Origin of the sequence: Desulfurivibrio dismutans (assembly GCF_029210385.1) — a bacterium.
Taxonomy (GTDB): Bacteria; Desulfobacterota; Desulfobulbia; order Desulfobulbales; family Desulfurivibrionaceae; genus Desulfurivibrio; species Desulfurivibrio dismutans.
This window is the reverse complement of the sequence record NZ_JARGDQ010000002.1, coordinates 102434-122012: the sequence shown is the minus strand read 5'-3', so window position 1 is coordinate 122012 and position 19579 is coordinate 102434. Positions and strand designations below refer to the sequence as shown.

Genomic DNA, 19579 nt, shown 5'->3' with positions numbered 1-19579 from the left:
CGCAGCTTTTTACGCAGGTTGGGGCTACGCAAGATGAACCTCAAACGAGCCAGACATGTTGACGGTCATACCAGATTCAAGGTAATGCATATCCGTCATAAAGCGCCCGGAAAAGATGCGGTTTTCAAATACGCCGCTAGCCCTTGAACAAACATCGCAGGTAATATTTTGGGGAAGCTGAATATGTTTCCAAGTGTTCAGGTCAAGTAATTTCTCGCCGGCCGGGAGAATGACACGATGAGCATAAGTTAATAACGTTGGATGCGATGGGTCGCTGGAAAGCTGGGTGTCTGGACTGGTCATTTCAAATATAGAAAGTCCCAGCCTTTCGTTAAGCTCTTGAAGAGAACTACTAGGTCCGCCAGTCTTCAAGAATACAACTAATGTTCCATTGCTATCGCGCTCGATAGCTCCTTCTCGGATTCCATTTTGGAGTTCACTCAGCATCGGCGACCCAAGGCTATTGGCTTCATAGCGAATAAAGCCATTTGTGATCCGAGCAATTGATCTAAGCCCAGGAGCTATTGGTACTCCAACGTCGATTCCTACGTCAGGGAAGTCTCGCAGCAGAGCGTCGGGGCTGACAAGATTCGAGAGTACCTGAAAGTCCGACTCCAACTGCTCATATGTGAGAGAAAGAACTGGCGGTGCTTCAGGGCCGTGAACAGTTCGATAAACAAGAAGAACACGGCCATTGCATAGAACAAAATAGACGGCACGAACTTCTGGGTGGTTGGCGTATGTCCATGCTTGTTCTATGTCGTCTACGCCGAGAGTGATCTCTGGGGCCTTTGCTTCGATAACCCAGCGCACACGTTGTTGTACTTCAAGAATGTAGTCCGCTTTACCCCGAAGCGCAGGATCTCTCTTGGTGTCCTTGCGACCGAGAGACATCATTGGATACCGCAACGACTGTTCTCGAATAACGTTGTTCGGTGTCCCTGAGCTGTAGCCAAGACTTCTAATAAGGGGGGCAAGTACCTCCTCCCGAATATCGGTCTCGTTCAGACTTTCAAATGCTAGAGGAATATTCATGCCGAGCCCAGTAGCCCCAAAAGTAATTATACAGATCTGTATATCATCCTAAACCGGGTATATCCCAGCATTTCCATATTCCGACGGTGAAGCCGGTAGACTCGTATCCTCTATAATATTCAAAATAATTATCTACAAGCCTTTTTCCGGTTACCGATTACCCATCTCCTATATTTGACGGGATTTTGGGCTTCCAGGGCAGTGAGCGCCGGTTCTGGTCTCGACATCAATGGCAAGGGAAGTTTGAAATGGGAACATCTACCTGCATAGCCCTTTCGCGTTCATTCAAGGGTGGTCACTTTCATTCGTTCAGCTTGAACCAAACTAATTTAACCACTCTGGACAGAGGTGGCCCCGGTTGTTCGGAAAGGTTGGGACAGCCACAGCGTCTGCCAAGCTCGGCTGCGGTTTGCTCGCCATTGAGTGCTTTCAAGACTTTGAACTCCTCTGTGTAACGGCTACGCTTGATATTGCTCTTCGGTGATCCTTTTTCGTCAGCCGTAGTGGGTGGCTGTCCACCTTAGAACACTGTCCGAAAATGGGGGACCACCTCTGTCATATGCGCCTGTTTTCGGCAACAAAAAGCCCCACCAATCGCAGCGGATCGGTGGGGCGGGGCAACACAACCTCGTAGCACCTACCGGTTGTGCCGTCACGCAGTGCGTGATTTAGCCTTCCAGTTCGGCCAACCGGTCAGCGGTCTGCTGCTCACGGGCCAAGGTCCACATGGCCTCACCCGCTGGTGCGGCACCCCCAAAGCGGGCCATCAGGGCGCGGACATCACGCAGCTCACCCGACAAGACGCTGGCAACGCTTTCCAGCGGCACCCCGCCAGGAATGTCGATACCCACAGCCCCGCCGACTACATGGTGTTTGGTTCGAAATCTTTCCATAAAAATACCTCCGTTAAGGTTTTTTGAGGCCGTGAAGGCCGATAATCAACGCATCGACCAACTCCTGGCCGTGCGCTTTGGTATCCAAATCGTAGCTAACCACTATTTTCTCCTGATGCCGTGGTTGCCCCATCCTGACTATCAACTTGTTCAATTTGCTTATCAAGACCTCCAGCACGGAGCGAGGGTCCCCGCCCAGGTCCAAACGCTTCTGGTTGTTGTTCCGCTCGTAGAGACCTACGTGCTTCGCGAGAAGGTCAGCACCTCGCAGCACGGCCATGGCGTCGAACTCGTATGCCGGTGTCAGATCGCCGGTCGCCGTCTCTACCAACACAGGGTTTCCCGCCTTATCCAGAACCGGACGCTCCTGGGAGCACCTCTCAATGTCTCCTTGATCTTGTTGATCACATAATCCTGATCAACTTGGACGCGTCCCGTCCGCACCTGTTTCGCCTTCCTGATCGCTTCGGCAATGACAGGTTTTGTCATGTTCTCGGCCGCCACCTGTCGCGCCACTTTCGGGCTGTACCCTGCCCGGGCTGCATTTTTAGCCATGATCTTGCCTCTCAGTGTAAATGATGGTGTACAATCCTGTATTCACCAGGCCAAAGATAAGCGGTCATCGAATAATTCCCGGACCACGGCCAGCACTTCATTGTCCGCCTTGAAGTCGCCCAGGGGTTTCTCAAGGTCCACCAAGACCAGAGGGCCGGAAAACACCTTTCTTGGAACACCGCTGTTATCAGCCCATTCCCTGACCGCCACCCTGACCGCCTCCAATGACGCCGCCCACTCAGTCGCTTCGCCCTTTAGGTGGTCAAGATTTTTGTATTTGCCAAGATACCCCTCATCCTGAAGATCACCGCCAGCTGCCAACCAAGCCTCGCAGTAGGCCAGCGTCTCCGACCAAAGATCGAGCCTGCTTTGCATTTGAATGAAAAAGTGACCGGCCAGACGATTGTAGGCGTCAATTGCCTGGCCCAGGGCCAGAATTGGCTTCCCGTGACCCCCACCCCTTGGGGCGGAGCCAACCAGTTTTTCTGCCTCGCTCCCATCGCAACGGTTGATTGCCAGGAAGGCCGCAACGGCGCGGGGAGCTGGGGACAGAGATTGATATGTTGATTTTGGAATTTGCATGACGGCCTCAGAAAATGTCCTGCCTGGCCCATTGGTCCAGAATATTTTGTACGTCAAAATCAGCAGGTTCAGGCGCCAGGTCAATCAGGTTGTCCACCATGAAATGGCGCTTGGGTCGGAATTTCAGCCAGGTTTCACGAGGGACATTTCTGCTTTCAAACCACCGGGCACTGGCTTCGTTCATCGCGGCCATGATAGCCGCTTCGTTGAACGACGCCTTTATTCCGTCATGTTTTTGCACCAGAAAGGCAGTCAGGGCCATATTGGCCATATCCAGCTCAATGGCAATGCACAGGGCGGTTAGCCATTCCAATTTGTCAACAACTGCTGCGTCCCCTTGGACGTAAGTCCTGCGCGGGGTAGTTGCGACAAGCCGCCGCATTTCGGCCTCGTCGTCCCGGATGCTGGCTTCCATCAATGCAACAACCCGCTGATCCGGGGTCAGGTTCTCATACGTCTGGTCTTTGATCTTCATTTTGCACCTTTATTGAGATTAATAGCAGTCTCCAGGGCGGCAAGACGGTCTTTAAGCTCTTCGATCTCGGTAATCCTTGCCAGGGTTCCCAGCCCCTGTAGAAGTTGACCAGCAACGTCTGGTGGGCATTCACCGGCGGCCACCGCGCTTACCACCTGCCGACCGATTTCCACCAGGTCAGCCGACGGATCAACGTTCAGCACAACGGGTTTGATCGTCGGCCGATAGGCGGGCAATATCCTGGACAGGCAAACGTTCAGGGCCGCCGTATCGCCGTCAAGTGCCTTGTCGATGGCCGCTTGCACCAGTTTTTCCGAGTTATCCGCCAGTAGCCGCCGGGCGGGGTTACTGATTGGCCTGCCGGTGGGGTTGCCACTGGTGCCTGGTTTCCATTTGCCGTCAATTTGGCGTGTTTTTTGCGTGCTATCAGGCACTGCAATAGCTCCTTAATGAGTTGTCTGGAACAGAGAGGATTGAGGACGAGCGATTAGCTGAACGGTGGTGCCGTTCGCCTCCGCTGTTGAGCGGGCAGCTGGCCAGTGCCGTCAGTGGTTGCCAGTCGGAAAGGCCGTCGCCGCTGGGCGAGCAGCCCGGTGTTCTTTCACCGCCGGTGATGTCCAGTAAGAGATCGGCGCAGCCTTCGCAGTTGGCCGGGGCCGGCGTGGCCTGCTTACTGGCCGCCTCCTGCTTTGGTGCCTGGTCGTGCCAGCAGCCAGGGCAAAGAGGCGCACCGCCCAGCGTCCAGCCAGTTTCAAAACCGCAATCGCAGAGGTGCGGGTTACCACGCTCCCAGGTGCGGTTCCCCGTCGCCCTGATCTCTTCTTCATCGCCCTGAATACTTTTGTCTGTTTTGTCAGTAGGGTTAGGGGGCATATTTTCATTTTTTTGGGCCGTTTCCCCCTCATCCTCATCAATAAAAAGTGAAAAATGCCTCTGAGGGGTACTGACAAAACTGACAAAAGTACTTTTGTCAGTTTTGTCAGTGTGGTTCGGCGGCATATTCAGTTTTTTCAGTTTTTCGAGGTAGCTCATCACCCCACCCCCTGCCAGTTGTAGGCACTTGTCGGCCTGCCGCCGGTGGACTCGACCTGCTCTCCCAGGTAGCCGTGATCAACCAGCAGCTCTAGCGCATCGACCACTGTCTGCCGATCACCTAAACCCGTCCAGCCTGCACGGTATATATCGCGGGCCGTAAATGAACCAGCCAGGGTTCCTGACTTCAGCTTCTTCAGGATGCTTTTGGCTGCCCCCACCTCCGGTTTTGTAACAGCGCCGTAAGCCCTTCTGGCGTGCGTTTCGAGATACTCCGCCCAGGCCAGGGCGCGCAGCACCGCAGGCAAGGTAACAGCCCCTGATCCACCGTCCATGATATGGAAGATCAGGGCCAGTGAAGGCACCAGCTTTCTGTATTTTGCTAAGTGAGAGACAATCGCGGGGTGGTCGTCGCCACAGAGCTTTTTGTTTTCCAGGTCGGTCCGCCACTCGGTGAACAGGGCTAGGGCTTCGGTGTCGAAACGTAGATAGGGTATGCCCTCTGGGTCGCCGCTGAAGTCCTTGTCCTGCTTTGCCCCTACTTCGGCGGGGTTCAGCTTGTCCAGGTGTTCAAAAGCTGCGTAGGCGGCATTTTTGGCGACCATATTGACGGGCCGGTCGATGTTCTGCCATTTGTGGTGGTCATCGGGCCAGACCAGCAGCCCGAACCGTTGCAGCAGGCCATCATCACCAGCCCCCCCTTTGACGGCTTCCTGGATGTACCCTGCCAACTTCCCCGGTTGAGTACCACCCAGCACACTAATGCAGACCGCCTCCAGGTGAAGGTTAAGCCCGCGCCCGATGCGGTCGAACGTGTACGGGGAGTTACCGCCCCATCCCGTCAGGTAAAATCCGCGCCCCTCGGCGTTGTCTTCCTTGTCAAGCTGCCGAAACAAAGAGACCAACTCATCACGAAAGACCATTAAACCGTTGGGGTTTACTCGCAGGAGTTCGCCCAGGGCGGCCGGGGTCGGGTCATTGGTCTTGTACCGGCGCAGGGTAGGCGACTCCATCTCCTGCCCCTGCAAGTCCGAGATGTCGGCGTCGGGGTTTTCCTTCAGCCGATCCTTGGCCGCTTTCTTCCTGGCCTGCTGCCGCAGTTCTTCAGCCTCTTTTTCCCGCTCGTACTGCCGCAGCTTCTGCTGAAACCGATCTGTCGCGGATGCTATGAGCCGGTTAAGCGGTCCCATGGCGTCATCCAGGGATGGTGTTTTGAGCTTGCCGGGCCGGGCCACAATCAAGCCCCACTGGTTAGCAACTTCGGTCCAGGGTGTGTGCTGTTGCGGCCTTATCCCGATCTTACGCCCTAGGGTTGCGCCCGCTGCCACCAGCAAGCCCACAGCCACGAAGTCAGGCGGGGCTTGCATACGCTCGGCAACGTCACGGCACCAGTCCCGTAGGGCCTCCGGCAGCAGGTCGTAATCAAATTGTGCAACTGGGTCCAAGGTGGCGGGTAATGGTTTGATTTTCGATTTCGTTTCATTTGAAACGGCTCTCGGTTGCTCCGCGAAACCCTGACGGGCAAGATCGCGGGCTGCTGCTGAATAGTCTCCGCCGTGATTGTAGGCGGCGTAAATTGCAAAAGCGCTGTAAGACTGCCCAGGCTCCAGCGGGTAAGCGTTTGCGCTGAAGACATAGAAGTTGCCGCTGTCATCCAACAAAACGCCGGAAGTGTCTTTATCCTTGCCGGGCCGCGTCCATCCCGTTCCCAAGGTAGTACGCCTATCTACCTTCCAGCCCTTGGCCTCTAAAATGTCGGCCACTTGGTGTGCCTGGTTAAATTGGCTGCCGGGTGAATTGCTGTTTTCGCTGGTGCGGGGAGTGGTCCCTCCTTTGGTAGATTTTCGCAGGTCAAACGCCTTGGCCGTGGTATGGATCACATCCACTTCCTCAGCGATCAATGTGGGGCATTTTGTCATGCTGCCGGAAAGAACCCTGTAGCCCTCAGAAGGGGCTGAAAGAAAATATCCGCCTTCAGCCCTGGTTTCTATACGGACGTCTTCCTTCGGTTTTCCGTCATCATCTACCCCCGGCATCATGGCAAGTTTGAGATTGCCAGCAACAGGAGTAGAGCAACGATAAATCAAATGATACCCACCGGAAGGGGTCTGTCTCTTCAGCAGCTTATCCGGTAGGCCAGGGCACCGCATTTCCAGCAGGTCAAGAAAAGGATGGTATGTGGTGGGGTCGTCAAAGTCCAGACATTCGAGATTTCCGGACACCTTCCCACCGATAATAGCCAGCCTTGCGCCATTGGTGAAGTGCTGTTTGGCCTCATCCGCCGTCATCCTCTGTTGTTGGTACTGTGCCCAGGGGATAGATGCTTTCTTGTTTGCTCCGGTGGGGATGACTGAAAAACCAGCAGCGAGCAGAGTGTGGGCCGCGTCAATCATATTGTTTCACCATTATTGACGACGATCTTTTCTGACGACCGGTTCTTGGTCGTTTTGGGCTTGAAAAGGACCCTTGTAGAAATCTGAGATAGATTTTCCACTCCCATTTGCCAAATCCTTTGACGGTAGCCGAAGTCAAAAGCTCTGATTCCAAGTAAATACCTGAACTCATCCCGGCTCACCCTCAGTAATCAGCCGATGACATCCAATTCTGGATCTCTCGCCATCTTGAGTTTGACATACCACCATAGTACAAATAAGATGTCGTATCATGATGATGGCCTCAATAGTTTCCTGGCTTAATTCTCTTTGAAAGCCAACTGAGAAAACCCTCTTTTTCATAAAAAACCTTTCTTCCATGGTAATAAAAAGGCGGGCCTTCTCCGCAACTTGAGAGATTCGCAAGCGTTTTGGATGAGGTGATTCCCGGGAGAAGTTTTTCTACTTCTGTTCTCCCAAAAGCCACAGGCAGCTGTTGTCTTAAATGTTCGATAATGTCGGGATCTCTCATTTTGCTCCTCTCTAACATTTATATTAATCCCTCTTAATCCCATGGGTTCTTGGGTGTTACTACAGCAATGTCCGTGCCAACAAAAAAACCCGTCATGACAAGCGCCATAACGGGTTGATATTATATAAATTTTTAAGTAAATGCGCGGATCAGTTCACGGAGAGCTAACTGCGCCAATCGAACTCAAAGGATTAATTTAAATCCTGTTTGGATTAATATCAATCCTCTCTCGCGGTTGATCTTTTCTTCACATTCCTCATATTGGTCTCAGCTGTTTTTCTATTTATGCCATACTTCTTCTCTATTTCTGCCCCCGTCCGGCCACGCTCTACCTGATAATCCCAAAATTGATCGAGATAGTCACTTGGGCGCATCGTCTCAAATGGAGGGGGCTGCCCTTGCACTGCTTCAGCGCTATTTTCTTCTTCTGGCGCCTCAAAAAGTTCCTCAAAAGCATTTCTTCTAAAGTTGTTTAAAAAAGTTAGGCCATCTTCGTTCCACATTTTTTGCTCTTTTAAAAAATCTACAAAATATGCGAGCCTATGATCATTGTCATATGATTGGTCAAGAGTTCTTTTGCTGTCTCCCCAGTGATGAAAAATATCTGCGTAATAACCACCTTTACCAGGTTTTTTTTTCTGGATGTCCTCATAAATATTTGTCGGTGATTTAGGGTTCTGGTCAAAGAAAAAACACCACGCCTTCCACTCTCTTATTAATTTATGAATATCGTAAACCATTGGTTGCTTGTTAGGGCTAGGCCAGTCTATGCAAAAATAAGGGAATAATTTCTCTATTGTATAATCATCTGCATGCCAAACAAGATAATGGCAATATTGCATATAATTATCGTAAGCGGGAGGAAGTGATGTGAGTAACTTTTTCACAAAATCATATCGTTCTGAACGTGCAAGTTTCATCGTGAAAATATAATGTTTTATCTTTATGCACGTCTTTTCAATTTCAGTAACTCCCTTTGGCCAATTGTAAGCCATTAAATGGAATAACTCTTCTGTTGTAAGTTGCTGTTCTTTTCCCTCCAAAAAAAGGTTTAGAAAAAAGGGGATGTCTTCTCTCCGCTCATGAAGAGGGGGCACTTTTACTTCCCAAAATCGAGCCAAAAAGTCAGGCCGAAATTTATCATCTTCCGCATTTGACGTTGCTATAACTACCAAAGTTGATTTTACCCCTTGTCCCCACTCGGCTCCAACTGGCATAAAAGCTCCAGTATCAAAAAAAACCAGGAGTTTCGCTTGGACGTATTGAGGTAATTCACCGATCTCTTCTAAGAAGACAACTTTTGGCGGTATGGATTCATCAAAGAGCAAACCGGGCTTATTGTTACTAGCTCCTGTGAATGCTCCTTTTTTGTACCCAAAAAGGATGGCCTCGGCCAAATTCTCTGGTATTGCAGCACAGTTGATAACCCCCTCCTTAATTTTCTCCAAACCACTTGCTTCCCATATTTTATCTCTAATGTGGCTTTTGCCTGTCCGAAGCATTCCCCTAACAAGAATGGGGTATCTGTTACTGGCCAACAGTTCCCCCGCCAAAGGCACATCTTTTTCAAGAATATCCTTCAAGCCAGGAGTATCAATCCACTTTTTCTCAGCCATATATTATCTCCGTGCCGCCTCCGGGCCGGTTCATCCTGCCGCCTCAAGACGATGCACCGCCGCCCTCAATGAGTTTTTTCCAAGGTGGGCATAACGCATCGTGAGCTTTATGTCAGAGTGCCCCATCAATTTCATAACATAGTAAATATCGGTACCGATCTCAACCAACCAGGATGCGAAGGTGTGACGCATGGTGTGGAAGACGACACGCTGCTCCCGGTCGGCGATACCCTCATTGAACCCCAGCTTGTCAACTGCCCGCGTAAAGGTGTCAGACGCTTGCTCGATCTTTACCCCATTGCGGCCAGGGAACACCAGCCCAGCCGGTACGCTTTTTGTTCTGGCTTGCAGCATGGCCTTGACTGCCCCGGTCATAAACGCAGCCCGGTTCTTGTTGCCCTTGGTTTTCCTGAGCATGATTACACCCCCATCAAGGTCAATATCCGCCCAGGTCAGGGAAAAAATCTCGCCTGCCCTCATGCCGGTATAAAGCGACAGAAAGGCCATGTCGTGAACATCCTGGCTCCTCGCGGCAAGTTCGGCCAGTAGGGCAACCGCCTCTTCCCGTGAAAGGTAGCGCGTTCGACTGTTATCGGTGGTCGGCCTCTTCACCTTGCCCGCCGGGCCTGCCGGGTTCTTCCCGGTGTAAAGGTCATGCGCCAGGGCAAAGTTGAACACCAGGCGGATTGTGGCCAAGGCATAGACGATGGAGCGGGGGGCCTTTTCGGCCTTCGTCATGCTCTTCTTGATCTTCTCAAGGTCAAAAGGGGCAATGTCTCGCAGGGGTTTATTGCCGATAACCGGGGCAATCCAGAGACGAAAAAGGCCTTCGTCTCGTTTCCACGATTTGAGGGCGCGGCGGTTCGCTTGGATGTGGGGGATAAACTTGTCATAGAATATGGCGGAAAGGGTCAGGTTGTCGATGGCGTCCTGCGTGGCCTGCTCTTCCTGCTCCTGGCGTTCAGCTGCGCCCAGCTCCCGTTTTTCTTTCAGGGTTCGGGGGCCGGTGCCACGGCGGTGATTCTCTTGCAGCTCGGCCAGGATCGCGGCGGCTTTCTTTTCGGTCATGCCCCGACTGGCCCAGCCCACGGCCTCTTCCACTGTCTTTCCATCCAGCTTATAAAAAATGGTGTAGTACCGATCTGGTTTATTTCCGACCCCATGACGGCGGGTGTCGTGCTCCCTGTATCTAATACCTGGGTATTTTGACCTATTCCATGTTGCCATGCTGCCAGCCTCCTCTTGCCCTGTCTATGTTTCCATCTTAAAAGTTGTCCAACTCCTGTCCAACTTTTAAGGGGAAATCAAGGGTACTTATGGGAAACAGGATAAAGAGGAAAGCATTTAATGTCAAGGGATTGTGAGACTATGGGAAAAAGCGGGAAGATAAAAAAACGGACTTCTAAGCCGTAGGTCGCAGGTTCGAATCCTGCCAGGCGCGCCAGAAATTAAAAAGGGTGGGCCGGATCAATCTGATCCGGCCCACCCTTTTTTTACGCTTGGCGCGTGGGCGCCTCTCATTAGCCTTTAGCTTGCTTACTCGTTGTTTTCCAGGTATTCCACCGGGTAGACATGGATGGCGCTGGTGGGGCTGGAAAACAGGCCGAAACCGCCGGCTTTGGTGACTACTCCGACATACAGTTCGGCGCCGCGCCACCCCTGACCGTCCTGGTCGGTGGCTGCCAGGTCCGGCCCGAGTTGAACATCGGCGATGTAGCCCTCGATTTCGTGGGTCTTCCAGAGTTCCTGCATCCCCGCGCCGTCCCAGCGCAAGGCGTGGATCTCGCCGCTGGCGTACGAACGCAGCCTTCCCACCGCCCGGGATAATGAGGGGTGGTTTTGGGTTATAATCACCTCAGGTCGGCCGTTGTTGGTGACATCCCGGATGACGATGCGGGAGGGCACGTAGTGCTTGGAGGCCTCCACTTCATGGGGAACCGGGCCATCATCAAGGCCTTCCTGGCCGCCCAAATGGCGAGTGGTGCCGCCATAGTGGAGGCTGCTGCGCCAAAGCCTTGCGCCGCCGGCCCCCAGCACCTCCAGGCGTTCGCCCTGGGTAACGGTGATGATCTCGTCGCTGCCGTTGCCGGTGAGATCGGCGTAGGCAAAGTCAAACAGGTTAAGCCGCCCCGGCAGACTCAACCGCCCTTCTTCTTCCAGGCCGCCGTCAGCGGTGGGGTACAGCCGGTGCAGGCCGGGCACCATGAAGCGACCGCCGCCGGCCTGCTGGCCCACCAGGGTCATACCCTCGCCGGGCAGGCGCATGGCGCGGAGATACCAGGGCAGGTTGTCGTGGGTGCGAACGAAATCGGTCCCGTTCCATTCGATAACCAGGGAGTTGGGACGGTTCAGGTCGGCGGCGCTGATGTAGATTTCCGCCCGACCGTTACGGTTGAGATCGGCGGCGGAAAGATAGTGGATGGGGTAGCGGCTGAGGGTGTTGATGGTACCCATGCGGACAAAGCGGTCCTGGTCGCGCCGGTAGACCTCCACCCGGTTACGGCCGGCCAGAATGACCTCCATTTCGCCATCTCCGGTGACGTCGGCGGTCTCCATGGCCTGCAGATCCAGGGAAATATCATGGCTTTTAAAATCGCCGCGGAGCCGGTCAATGGTTGTGGGCCGGATCAGGGATGAAGAAGGCCGGGGAGCGCGGGATTCCAGCAACTGCCGTTGGGGGTGCGGGGCGACATAGGAAGGTTGTCCGGTCTCGGGGGTAATGGGTGCCGGGGCCTGTGCCGGGGTTGGCCCGGGGGCCGGGGCGAAGAGGGAATCCAGGATTTCCCGGGCCAGTTGATCAACCTGGGGGATCACCTCGTCTTCGTCAGCGGCGGTGGCAAAGAAACCGTGGGCCTTACCTTCAGAGCCGACCTCATAAACATTAATATCCAGGCTGAGACCACCCCCCACCGCGGTAAGCACGCCGCCCACCAGGTAGTCGACCTCCAGTTGCCGGCCCAGGGCAGCAAATTCTTCAAGTTCGGTGGGCGCCTGCTCGAGGCCGGCCAGTTCACGGGTCAATCGGCCGCGATCCACCAGCACGGCCCGGCCGCCGGCCGCCAGGCGACTGCCCAGCATGGTCCTGATCCCTTCCTGCAGATAGCTCACCTCCTGGGGGGCAATCAGCTCCAGCGGCAGCATGCCGAGGCGCGGCGGTGGCGGCTCCTGGTCGGCCAGGGCGGTGGTGGCGAAGGGCAGCAGCGCAGAAAACAGCAGCACAAAAAACAGAAAAAGACGCTTCATAATATTTTCCATTTTTTATTTAATGAACTCCTTGCTGCCCGCCACCAGGGTGTCCACCACCGACGGATCAGCCAGGGTGGAGGTATCCCCGAAATCATGCTCCTCGGTCTGGCCGGCGGCGATTTTGCGCAGAATCCGGCGCATGATCTTGCCGCTGCGGGTCTTGGGCAGACCGTCGGCAAACTGAATGAACTCCGGCGTGGCGATGGGACCGATTTCCTTGCGCACTTGGGTGCGCAGGGCGGCCCGCAGCTCGTCGCTGGGGTTAACCCCGCTTTTGAGCGAGACATAGGCGTAAATGGTCTGGCCCTTAACTTCGTGGGGGGCACCCACCACTGCCGCCTCAGCCACGTCCTGATGCGCCACCAGGGCCGATTCGACCTCGGCGGTACCCATGCGGTGGCCGGAGACGTTGATCACGTCATCCAGGCGGCCCATGATCCAGAGGTAGCCGTCCTCGTCCTTGCGGGCGCCGTCTTCCGGGTCATAGATCCCTTCGTAGCGAGAAAAGTAAGTCTTCTTGTAACGCTCCGGGTCGCCAAAGACGCCGCGCAGCATGCCGGGCCAGGGCCGCCGGATCACCAGGTGGCCGCCTTCGTTGGGGCCGGCCTCGCTGCCGTCTTCCCGCAGCACCGCGGCGTCCACCCCGGGCAGGGGCTTGGTGGCTGAACCGGGCTTAAGGGGAGTGGCGTAAGGCATGGCGGAGATCATGATGCCGCCGGTTTCGGTCTGCCACCAGGTGTCCACCACCGGCAGTTTGCTCTTGCCGATGTGTTCGTGGTACCACATCCAGGCCTCGGGGTTGATGGGCTCACCCACCGAACCCAGTAGCCGCAGGGAAGAAAGGTCGTGCTTGTTGGGCCAGTCGGTGCCCTCGCGCATCAGCGAGCGGATGACGGTGGGGGCGGTGTAGAAGATACTGACCTTGAACTTATCGCAGATCTGCCAGAAGCGATCGGGCTTGGGCCAACTAGGCACCCCTTCAAACATCACCGAGGTAGCGCCCAAAGCCAGCGGCCCGTAGAGAATGTAGCTGTGGCCGGTGATCCAGCCGATATCGGCGGTACACCAGTAGACATCGTCATCCTTGAGGTCAAACACCCAGCGGCAGGTTTGGGCGGCGTAAGTCAGGTAACCACCGGTGGTGTGCACCACCCCTTTGGGTTTACCGGTGGAGCCCGAGGTGTAGAGAATCAGCATGGTATCTTCGGCGTCCATGCTTTCGGGGGGACAGTCGGAGGTGATGCCGTCGGCGGTTACCGCTTCGTGCCACCAGGAATCACGGCCCTCCTGCATGTTGATCTCGTTGCCGCCCCGCTTAACCACCACGCAGTTCTTAACACTGGGGCATTCGGCCAGGGCCTCGTCGGCGTTGGGTTTCAGGGGAATGGTCTTGCCGGCCCGCAAAACGGCATCGGCGGTGACCAGCACTTTGGCCTCGCAGTCCTGCATCCGGCTCTTCAGGCTAGCGGCCGAGAACCCGGCAAAAACCACGCTGTGGATGGCGCCGATGCGGGTGCAGGCCAGCAGAATAATGGCCAGCTCGGGGACCATGGGCAGGTAAACCGCCACCCGGTCGCCCCGGCCCACGCCCATGCTCTTGAGCACGTTGGCCATCCGGCAAACTGAGGTGTGCAGCATCTGGTAGGTGTAAACCTTGACGTCTTCCTCGGGTTCACCCTGCCAGATCAGGGCCGCCTTGTTGCGGCGGCCGTTGGTCAGGTGGCGGTCCAGACAGTTGACCGAAACGTTGAGTTTGCCGCCCTTGAACCATTTGACCTCGGGCTTTACCATGTCCGCTTCCAGGACCTTGTCCCACTTCTTGTCCCACTGGATCAACTCTTCGGCCCGTTGGGCCCAGAATCCTTCGGGATCGTCCATGGACTGGCGGTACCACTCTTCATATTCGGCCATGCTCTTGGCGGAAACCGTGTCGGCGGGGGCAGGTGGCGGTGCAAAGAGCCGTTTTTCCTGCATCATGCTTTCAATCTTGCTGTCTTCTCCACTCATGATTGTCACTCTCCTCGGGTTGATGGGAACTGTTGAGGTTATTGCCGGAACCACTACCAAGTTTCCCTCCGCCGCTTAGTTACAAAATAAGCACCGCGTACTTTAAAGCAGAGCGCTCACGGAGGTCAAGTAAAATCCTGTTTTTCACTCCGGTGGTTCAACGTTGGGGGAGAGGGCCGGGGCAAGGGTAAAAAAAACCCCCGACCGGGAATGCCGATCGGGGGTTTTTGCAGCCGGATCAGAAGATCTGGCTATTACACTAAGTTGCAGCCGAAACTAGAAGCGAATTTCCAGACGGTGGCTGAGGCCGAAGTAGGCGTCGTCATCGTTGGTCACATTATCGGGCTTGGCGTAGATGGCGTCGATATGATAGGTGGTGCTGGCGTTAATCTTGTAAGCCATGCTGGCGTCAACGGAAACGACAGAAGGATCGTCATTGCCAGTTGCATTGTCATTGTACAGATCATAGGCAGTGTAAGCCAGTCGACCGCCCAGGGTCAGCTCAGGGCTGAGCTTGTGGCTGGCGCCCACGCCTACAGCCATGGCCTTATCGACTGGGTTGGCTGAAGCGCCGAAAGCGGTATGGCCGAGGCCATGGCCGCCGCTGGTGTTGTGGAACATGGAGATCTTGTCAAAGAAGCCGCTGGCGGAGGAGCCAGCCAATGCATAGGCCAGACCGCCGGTCAGGGTGGTGTCGCCCAACTGGTAGGCAGCACCGAGGTAGAATTTCTGCTGGTTGTCATCTTCGGCGTTCTCAAAGAGATCGCCGGTGGTGAAGTGACCTTCGAACTCCAGGGTCAGGTCGGCCATCTGGTAGGTGACGAAACCGACAAGTTCCTGGCCGTCGTTGCCGTTGCTCCATTCCTGATCATGGTGGCGAATCTGGGCGTTGGCGGTCAGCGGCCCGGCATTGTAGCCCATGCCGATGGCGTACAGGTTGCGATCTTCGTCTTCGGCGGCAACACCGGGACCACTACCAGCCTGGGATTCCTGCATTTTCTGGTAATAGCCGAAAACACTTATGTCATCGGTGATTTTTTGGCTGTAGGTAAGGCGGTCGCCGCGACCGTCCCAGACCCTGAACTTGTGCCCGTAGTTGAACACCTGACGGCCCAGGGTCACGGTGCCGGTTGCGACGGGAACCCGGACATAAAGGTAGTCGGTGGCGACGTTGAGGCTGGAGGTACCACTGTCATTATTGGCGTTGTTGGCCATGGAATCCCAGGTGTACATCTCGTTGTTGGCCATGTGAAAACGGGTGTGCAGCGAGGTGCCGCCAGCGGCTTGAGCGTCTACGGCAATCCGCATACGATGCTGGAGCTGACGGTTAGTGTCGTCGGCCGAGCTGAAATCGGCATCTTCGCGCCAGAAGCCCCGCAAACGGGCGTCGCCGCTCAGGGTGATTCCGGTTTCGCCCTTGGTGGCTACGGCGGCTTCTGCGGTGGAAGTGCCGACGCCGATGGCGCCCGAGGTCAGAACCATGGCGCCCAGCGCCAGGGTCAGGGGGAAGCGGGCATAGCGCCGCCGAACGGTGGAACCTTTGATCTCTTTCATGATGCTCTCCTTATACTCCTTTTGGTTGGGTACCCGACGGGCGCTCAAGCGCCCGTCCCTACATCTTGCGGTCTTGTTTAGCCCCGTCAATATTGCATTTTAACGGGGGACAAGCTGAAAGCTCCTGAATTATTTAATAGATACTGCCATCCCCTGTCAAGCAAAAACCGACCAAAAGTTTAAATTTTTTGATCGCGGTTCAAATTTTTTTCACCCTCCGATCAGCCCGGCCGGCCAGGGGTTGCGGCCCGTTCGTCGGCATAAAACCCCGTCCGGCGGGCGATTGTCCGCAACGATAGAGAAAAATAAAGCAAAAATCAAGAAAATAAATACCATGCTCGGGAAAGATCTTGCAGGTGGTTGCGGCCCGGGCTATATCAACGGCATGCGAAGCGATCAACGTACCACCGCAGAAGCTTTTGATTCCCGGCGTTCCTCCACGATCACGCCGGACCGGCGGTTGATTTTTGCCCTCGATGTGCCGGAGCCCGGCCAGGCGCGGGAGTGGGTGGCGCGGTTGGGGAGCCGGGTAGGGTTTTTCAAGGTGGGGCTGGAGTTGTTCACCGCCGGCTGGTGGCCGGTGGTGGAAGAGATTGCCGGGCGGAGGCACGGGGTGATGCTTGATCTTAAATTTCATGATATTCCCGAAACCGTTTACCGGGCGGTGCGCCGCCTGCGGGAACACGGAGTCAGCCTGGCCACGGTGCACGGCCAGGACCGGGCCATGCTGCAGGCGGCGGCGGAAGCGGCCCGGGGAGACTTACAGGTGTTGGCGGTGACGGTGCTTACCAGTATCGGCGAGGAGGAGTTGCGGGAGGCGGGCTGGGCCGGCACCGCCGAAGAATTGGTACTGCAGCGGGCGGGCAAGGCCCTGGCCGCCGGCTGTGCAGGGGTGGTGGCCTCGCCCCGGGAGGTTTTGGCCCTGCGCCGCCAATGGGGCGAGGATTTTTTGATCGTTACCCCCGGTATTCGCCCTGCCGGGGCCTTCGGGGCCGCCGGATCTGATGACCAGCAGCGCACCGCCACCGCCGGGGCCGCCATTGCCGCCGGCGCCGACTTCCTGGTGGTGGGCCGCCCCATCCGAGATGCCGCCGACCCGCCAGCGGCCGCCGCCGCCCTGCAAAAGGAGATCGCCGCCGCCGCAGAGGGGGTCAGGTCTTGACATGACAGTTTGACCCAAACCAAACTGTCATGTCAAGACCTGACCCCCTCCCCCCAAATCTTACCCGGGTTGAGAATGTTGCCCGGGTCGAAGAGTTTTTTCAGGTTTTTCATCAACTCCAGGCTGGCCGGGTCCACCTCGGCGGTGATGGCCGCCGCCTTGCTGATCCCCACCCCGTGTTCGCCGGAAAGGGTGCCCCGCAGTTCCAGCACCCGCTTGTAAATGGCTTGCCGGGCGGTTTCCGCCGCCCGGCGTTCCTGCTCGTTGTCCCGATCCAGCATGATATTGACGTGGATGTTGCCGTCGCCGGCATGCCCGAAGGTGAAAATCGGCAGGCCGGTGCCGGCCGCCAGTTGCTCGGCGGTGGCCACCAGATCGGGAATGCGGCTGCGGGGCACCACGACATCGTCGCTGATCTTGTGGGGCCGCAGCTTGAAAGCCGCCGGCGAGACGGCCCGGCGGGCGGCCCAGAGTTGCTCGGCCTCCTCGTGGTCCGCCGCCGCGTGCAGGATCACCCCTTGCTGGTCCTGCAGGAACTCCTTGAGCTGCCTGGTTTGTCCCGCCACCTCTTCGGGGCTGCCGTCCAGCTCCAGCAGCAGCATGGCCGCCGGGTTTTGCCCGATCTGCTCCTGGGAGCGTTCAATGAGCCCGGTGGGCAGGCGGTCGGCCACCAGGCCTAAGGCGGTGCGGTCCAGGTATTCCAGGGTGGCGGGGGTCAGCCGGCGCAAAATAGCGCTGACCAGGCCGGTGGCCTGCAGAAGATCGCGGCAGAGCAGCAGCATGGTTTGCTTGGCCGCCGGGGCCGGCACCAGGCGCAGGGTGATCTCGCCGATCACCGCCAAGGTGCCTTCGCTGCCCACCAGCAGCCGGGTAAGGTCGTAACCCACCACTCCCTTGGCGGTGCGCACCCCGGTGTGGATGATGTCGCCGTTGGCCAGCACCGCCGTCAGCCCCAGCACATAGTCGCGGGTAACCCCGTACTTGACCGCCGCCGGCCCGCCGGCCCCGCAGGCCACGTTGCCGCCGATGGTACAGAAGGCGCGGCTGGCGGGATCGGGCGGATAGTAAAGGTCGTGGCGCCGCACCGCCGCTTGCAGTTCGGCGGTGATCACCCCAGGCTGGACCACTGCCACCTGGTTGTCTTCGTCGATTTCCACAATTTTGGTCATCCGGCTCAAGGCCAGGATGATGCCGCCCCGGGTGGCCAGCGCCCCGCCGCACATGCCGGTGCCAGCGCCCCGGGGGATCACCGGGGTGCGGTATTTGCCGGCCAGCCGCAGTACCGCCGCGATCTGATCGCTGTTGGCCGGAAAGACTACCGCCGCCGGCGGGTACTCCCGGCCGGAGCCGTCGTAGGCATAACTCAGCCGTTCTTCGGGGGCCGTGGCGACCTGTTTTTTGCCCACCACCTGTTGCAGGGCGGCGAGCAAGCGGGAATCAATGGCAGGGGGTTGGCTGGGCATGTTTTTTTTGCGAGGTTGACCGGGAGCAGGTTAAGCTACCCGGCTTGGTTGCCGCTCACCAGGGCCATTAACGTGTTGATATAACGGGCGGTAAACGTTTGCAATGTTATTGCTTGTCGATATCGCGGTGCCGGGTGGTGATCTTTACCGGCAGGCCGGTGTCGGCCAAGGCCTTTGACAGAGCCTCGGCCAGGGCTTCGGTTACCGCCGGGGAGCGGTGGCGGCCGCCGGTACAGCCCACCGCGATGGTAATGGCCTCCCGGTGCTGGTCGCGGGAGGCCTCCAGTTGCAGGTAAAAACGCAGCAGGTCCAGATGCAGCGCGAGAAAACGCTCCCCCTGGGGGTGTCGCAGAACATAGGCGGCAACCTCCGGCTCCAGGCCGTGACGGTGGCGTAAAGGCGCTTCCCAGTAGGGGTTGGGAAGGGGGCGGGCATCGAAAACCAGGTCGGCGGCCGGGGCCGATCCGTGCTTGTGGCCAAAGCTTTGCAGTGTCAGGTTTAAACGTCCGCCGCTTACCGCCTGCCCGCTGGTTTCAGGCCTATTCATGATCACCCTGGTCTTCGCCCTGCAGGATTGACATCAGCTCTTCCCGGTTTTCCGCCTGCAGCAGGCGAGCTCGGACCTGGGGGTCCCGGAGGAAACGGGCCAGTTCGGCCAGGCGGCCAAGATAGGGGGTGCTGCTGGCGGCCGGGGCCAGGAGCAGGAAGAAAAGATGAATGGGGCGGCCATCTTGGGCGGCAAAGGGGACCCCATTGGTGCTGCGGCCGAAAACCAGTATCATCTCATTCAGTTCCGGCACCTTGCCGTGGGGAATGGCGACTCCGTCGCCGAGGCCGGTGGAGCCCAGCTCTTCCCGATCCTCCAGGATGGCGTAAAGTCGTTCCAGTTCCAGTTCCGGACGTTGCTTTACGGCCGCCGCCGCCAGTTCCTGCAACACTTCCTTGCGGGTAATGGCGGCCAGTTCCGGAATAATAACGGCCTGTTCGGCCTTCTTGATCGCATTCATAATAAGTAGCCGTCGATGATAAACGTTTGGGCTGCTAACTAAAAGCAA

18 protein-coding genes are annotated in these 19579 nt (G+C 56.8%); 1 reads left to right on the top strand and 17 read right to left on the bottom strand.

Annotated elements, in window-relative coordinates:
- Positions 1-24 precede the first annotated feature (24 nt).
- The 14 genes from P0N66_RS02615 to P0N66_RS02555 form a co-directional block, all read right to left on the bottom strand.
- The gene (locus P0N66_RS02615; protein WP_275802439.1) at positions 25-1035 is read right to left on the bottom strand and encodes a type I restriction enzyme HsdR N-terminal domain-containing protein; all 1011 of its coding nucleotides are present in this window, start codon (positions 1033-1035) and stop codon (positions 25-27) included.
- Between the two features lie 668 nt (positions 1036-1703).
- Positions 1704-1928, bottom strand: coding sequence for a hypothetical protein (locus tag P0N66_RS02610; protein ID WP_275802438.1), 225 nt, complete (start codon positions 1926-1928; stop codon positions 1704-1706).
- A gap of 13 nt (positions 1929-1941) precedes the next feature.
- On the bottom strand, positions 1942-2259 hold the full coding sequence (locus tag P0N66_RS02605; protein ID WP_275802437.1) for a hypothetical protein: 318 nt from the start codon (positions 2257-2259) through the stop codon (positions 1942-1944).
- Complete coding sequence (locus P0N66_RS12835; RefSeq protein WP_431189994.1) at positions 2253-2483, bottom strand: terminase small subunit; 231 nt, start codon at positions 2481-2483, stop codon at positions 2253-2255. The genes P0N66_RS02605 and P0N66_RS12835 overlap by 7 nt, the downstream gene beginning before the upstream one ends.
- Before the next feature lie 42 nt (positions 2484-2525).
- Positions 2526-3065, bottom strand: coding sequence for a hypothetical protein (locus tag P0N66_RS02600; RefSeq protein ID WP_275802436.1), 540 nt, complete (start codon positions 3063-3065; stop codon positions 2526-2528).
- A gap of 7 nt (positions 3066-3072) precedes the next feature.
- Positions 3073-3540 (bottom strand): hypothetical protein, encoded by a 468-nt coding sequence (locus P0N66_RS02595; protein ID WP_275802435.1) that lies wholly within the window; start codon positions 3538-3540, stop codon positions 3073-3075.
- Positions 3537-3845, bottom strand: coding sequence for a hypothetical protein (locus tag P0N66_RS02590; RefSeq protein ID WP_275802434.1), 309 nt, complete (start codon positions 3843-3845; stop codon positions 3537-3539). The genes P0N66_RS02595 and P0N66_RS02590 overlap by 4 nt, the downstream gene beginning before the upstream one ends.
- Positions 3846-3966: 121 nt before the next feature.
- Entirely contained in the window at positions 3967-4572 is a 606-nt protein-coding gene (locus P0N66_RS02585) for a hypothetical protein (RefSeq protein ID WP_275802433.1), read from the bottom strand.
- Entirely contained in the window at positions 4572-6965 is a 2394-nt protein-coding gene (locus P0N66_RS02580; protein ID WP_275802432.1) for a DUF3987 domain-containing protein, read from the bottom strand. Before P0N66_RS02580 ends, P0N66_RS02585 begins: the two co-directional genes overlap by 1 nt.
- Positions 6966-7694: 729 nt before the next feature.
- The gene (locus tag P0N66_RS02575) at positions 7695-9092 is read right to left on the bottom strand and encodes a sigma-54-dependent transcriptional regulator (protein ID WP_275802431.1); all 1398 of its coding nucleotides are present in this window, start codon (positions 9090-9092) and stop codon (positions 7695-7697) included.
- Positions 9093-9122: 30 nt separating this feature from the next.
- Positions 9123-10319 (bottom strand): tyrosine-type recombinase/integrase, encoded by a 1197-nt coding sequence (locus P0N66_RS02570; protein ID WP_275802430.1) that lies wholly within the window; start codon positions 10317-10319, stop codon positions 9123-9125.
- 309 nt (positions 10320-10628) lie between these two features.
- Complete coding sequence (locus P0N66_RS02565; RefSeq protein ID WP_275802429.1) at positions 10629-12335, bottom strand: FG-GAP-like repeat-containing protein; 1707 nt, start codon at positions 12333-12335, stop codon at positions 10629-10631.
- A 15-nt stretch (positions 12336-12350) separates the two neighbouring features.
- Positions 12351-14345, bottom strand: coding sequence for an acetate--CoA ligase (acs, locus tag P0N66_RS02560; protein WP_275802428.1), 1995 nt, complete (start codon positions 14343-14345; stop codon positions 12351-12353).
- 276 nt (positions 14346-14621) lie between these two features.
- Positions 14622-15899 carry a porin gene (locus P0N66_RS02555; protein WP_275802427.1) on the bottom strand — a complete coding sequence of 426 codons (1278 nt, stop codon included), beginning with the start codon at positions 15897-15899 and terminating at the stop codon, positions 14622-14624.
- 385 nt (positions 15900-16284) lie between these two features.
- On the opposite strand from P0N66_RS02555, the gene pyrF reads away from it, so the two are divergent.
- Positions 16285-17061 carry an orotidine-5'-phosphate decarboxylase gene (gene pyrF / locus P0N66_RS02550; protein ID WP_275802426.1) on the top strand — a complete coding sequence of 259 codons (777 nt, stop codon included), beginning with the start codon at positions 16285-16287 and terminating at the stop codon, positions 17059-17061.
- A gap of 32 nt (positions 17062-17093) precedes the next feature.
- Here pyrF and P0N66_RS02545 read toward each other — a convergent pair whose 3' ends face one another.
- The 3 genes from P0N66_RS02545 to P0N66_RS02535 all read right to left on the bottom strand — a co-directional run bounded on the left by P0N66_RS02545 (position 17094) and on the right by P0N66_RS02535 (position 19531).
- Positions 17094-18524: an FAD-binding oxidoreductase gene (locus tag P0N66_RS02545; protein ID WP_275802425.1), complete on the bottom strand. Its 1431-nt coding sequence runs from the start codon at positions 18522-18524 to the stop codon at positions 17094-17096.
- A 106-nt stretch (positions 18525-18630) separates the two neighbouring features.
- Positions 18631-19071, bottom strand: a complete 441-nt coding sequence (locus P0N66_RS02540; protein ID WP_275802424.1) for a RapZ C-terminal domain-containing protein — start codon at positions 19069-19071, stop codon at positions 18631-18633.
- On the bottom strand, positions 19064-19531 hold the full coding sequence (locus P0N66_RS02535) for a PTS sugar transporter subunit IIA (protein WP_275802423.1): 468 nt from the start codon (positions 19529-19531) through the stop codon (positions 19064-19066). Before P0N66_RS02535 ends, P0N66_RS02540 begins: the two co-directional genes overlap by 8 nt.
- Between the last annotated feature and the right edge of the window lie 48 nt (positions 19532-19579).

What these genes read in the sequence shown, in the direction of transcription:
- P0N66_RS02540 (WP_275802424.1), bottom strand. Translation starts at nt 19,071, where the DNA reads ATGAATAGGCCTGAAACCAGCGGGCAGGCGGTAAGCGGCGGACGTTTA.
- P0N66_RS02580 (WP_275802432.1), bottom strand. Translation starts at nt 6,965, where the DNA reads ATGATTGACGCGGCCCACACTCTGCTCGCTGCTGGTTTTTCAGTCATC.
- P0N66_RS02545 (WP_275802425.1), bottom strand. Translation starts at nt 18,524, where the DNA reads ATGCCCAGCCAACCCCCTGCCATTGATTCCCGCTTGCTCGCCGCCCTG.
- P0N66_RS02600 (WP_275802436.1), bottom strand. Translation starts at nt 3,065, where the DNA reads ATGCAAATTCCAAAATCAACATATCAATCTCTGTCCCCAGCTCCCCGC.
- P0N66_RS02570 (WP_275802430.1), bottom strand. Translation starts at nt 10,319, where the DNA reads ATGGCAACATGGAATAGGTCAAAATACCCAGGTATTAGATACAGGGAG.
- P0N66_RS12835 (WP_431189994.1), bottom strand. Translation starts at nt 2,483, where the DNA reads ATGGCTAAAAATGCAGCCCGGGCAGGGTACAGCCCGAAAGTGGCGCGA.
- P0N66_RS02595 (WP_275802435.1), bottom strand. Translation starts at nt 3,540, where the DNA reads ATGAAGATCAAAGACCAGACGTATGAGAACCTGACCCCGGATCAGCGG.
- P0N66_RS02565 (WP_275802429.1), bottom strand. Translation starts at nt 12,335, where the DNA reads ATGAAGCGTCTTTTTCTGTTTTTTGTGCTGCTGTTTTCTGCGCTGCTG.
- P0N66_RS02615 (WP_275802439.1), bottom strand. Translation starts at nt 1,035, where the DNA reads ATGAATATTCCTCTAGCATTTGAAAGTCTGAACGAGACCGATATTCGG.
- P0N66_RS02555 (WP_275802427.1), bottom strand. Translation starts at nt 15,899, where the DNA reads ATGAAAGAGATCAAAGGTTCCACCGTTCGGCGGCGCTATGCCCGCTTC.
- pyrF (WP_275802426.1), top strand. Translation starts at nt 16,285, where the DNA reads ATGCGAAGCGATCAACGTACCACCGCAGAAGCTTTTGATTCCCGGCGT.
- P0N66_RS02575 (WP_275802431.1), bottom strand. Translation starts at nt 9,092, where the DNA reads ATGGCTGAGAAAAAGTGGATTGATACTCCTGGCTTGAAGGATATTCTT.
- P0N66_RS02610 (WP_275802438.1), bottom strand. Translation starts at nt 1,928, where the DNA reads ATGGAAAGATTTCGAACCAAACACCATGTAGTCGGCGGGGCTGTGGGT.
- acs (WP_275802428.1), bottom strand. Translation starts at nt 14,345, where the DNA reads ATGAGTGGAGAAGACAGCAAGATTGAAAGCATGATGCAGGAAAAACGG.
- P0N66_RS02535 (WP_275802423.1), bottom strand. Translation starts at nt 19,531, where the DNA reads ATGAATGCGATCAAGAAGGCCGAACAGGCCGTTATTATTCCGGAACTG.
- P0N66_RS02585 (WP_275802433.1), bottom strand. Translation starts at nt 4,572, where the DNA reads ATGAGCTACCTCGAAAAACTGAAAAAACTGAATATGCCGCCGAACCAC.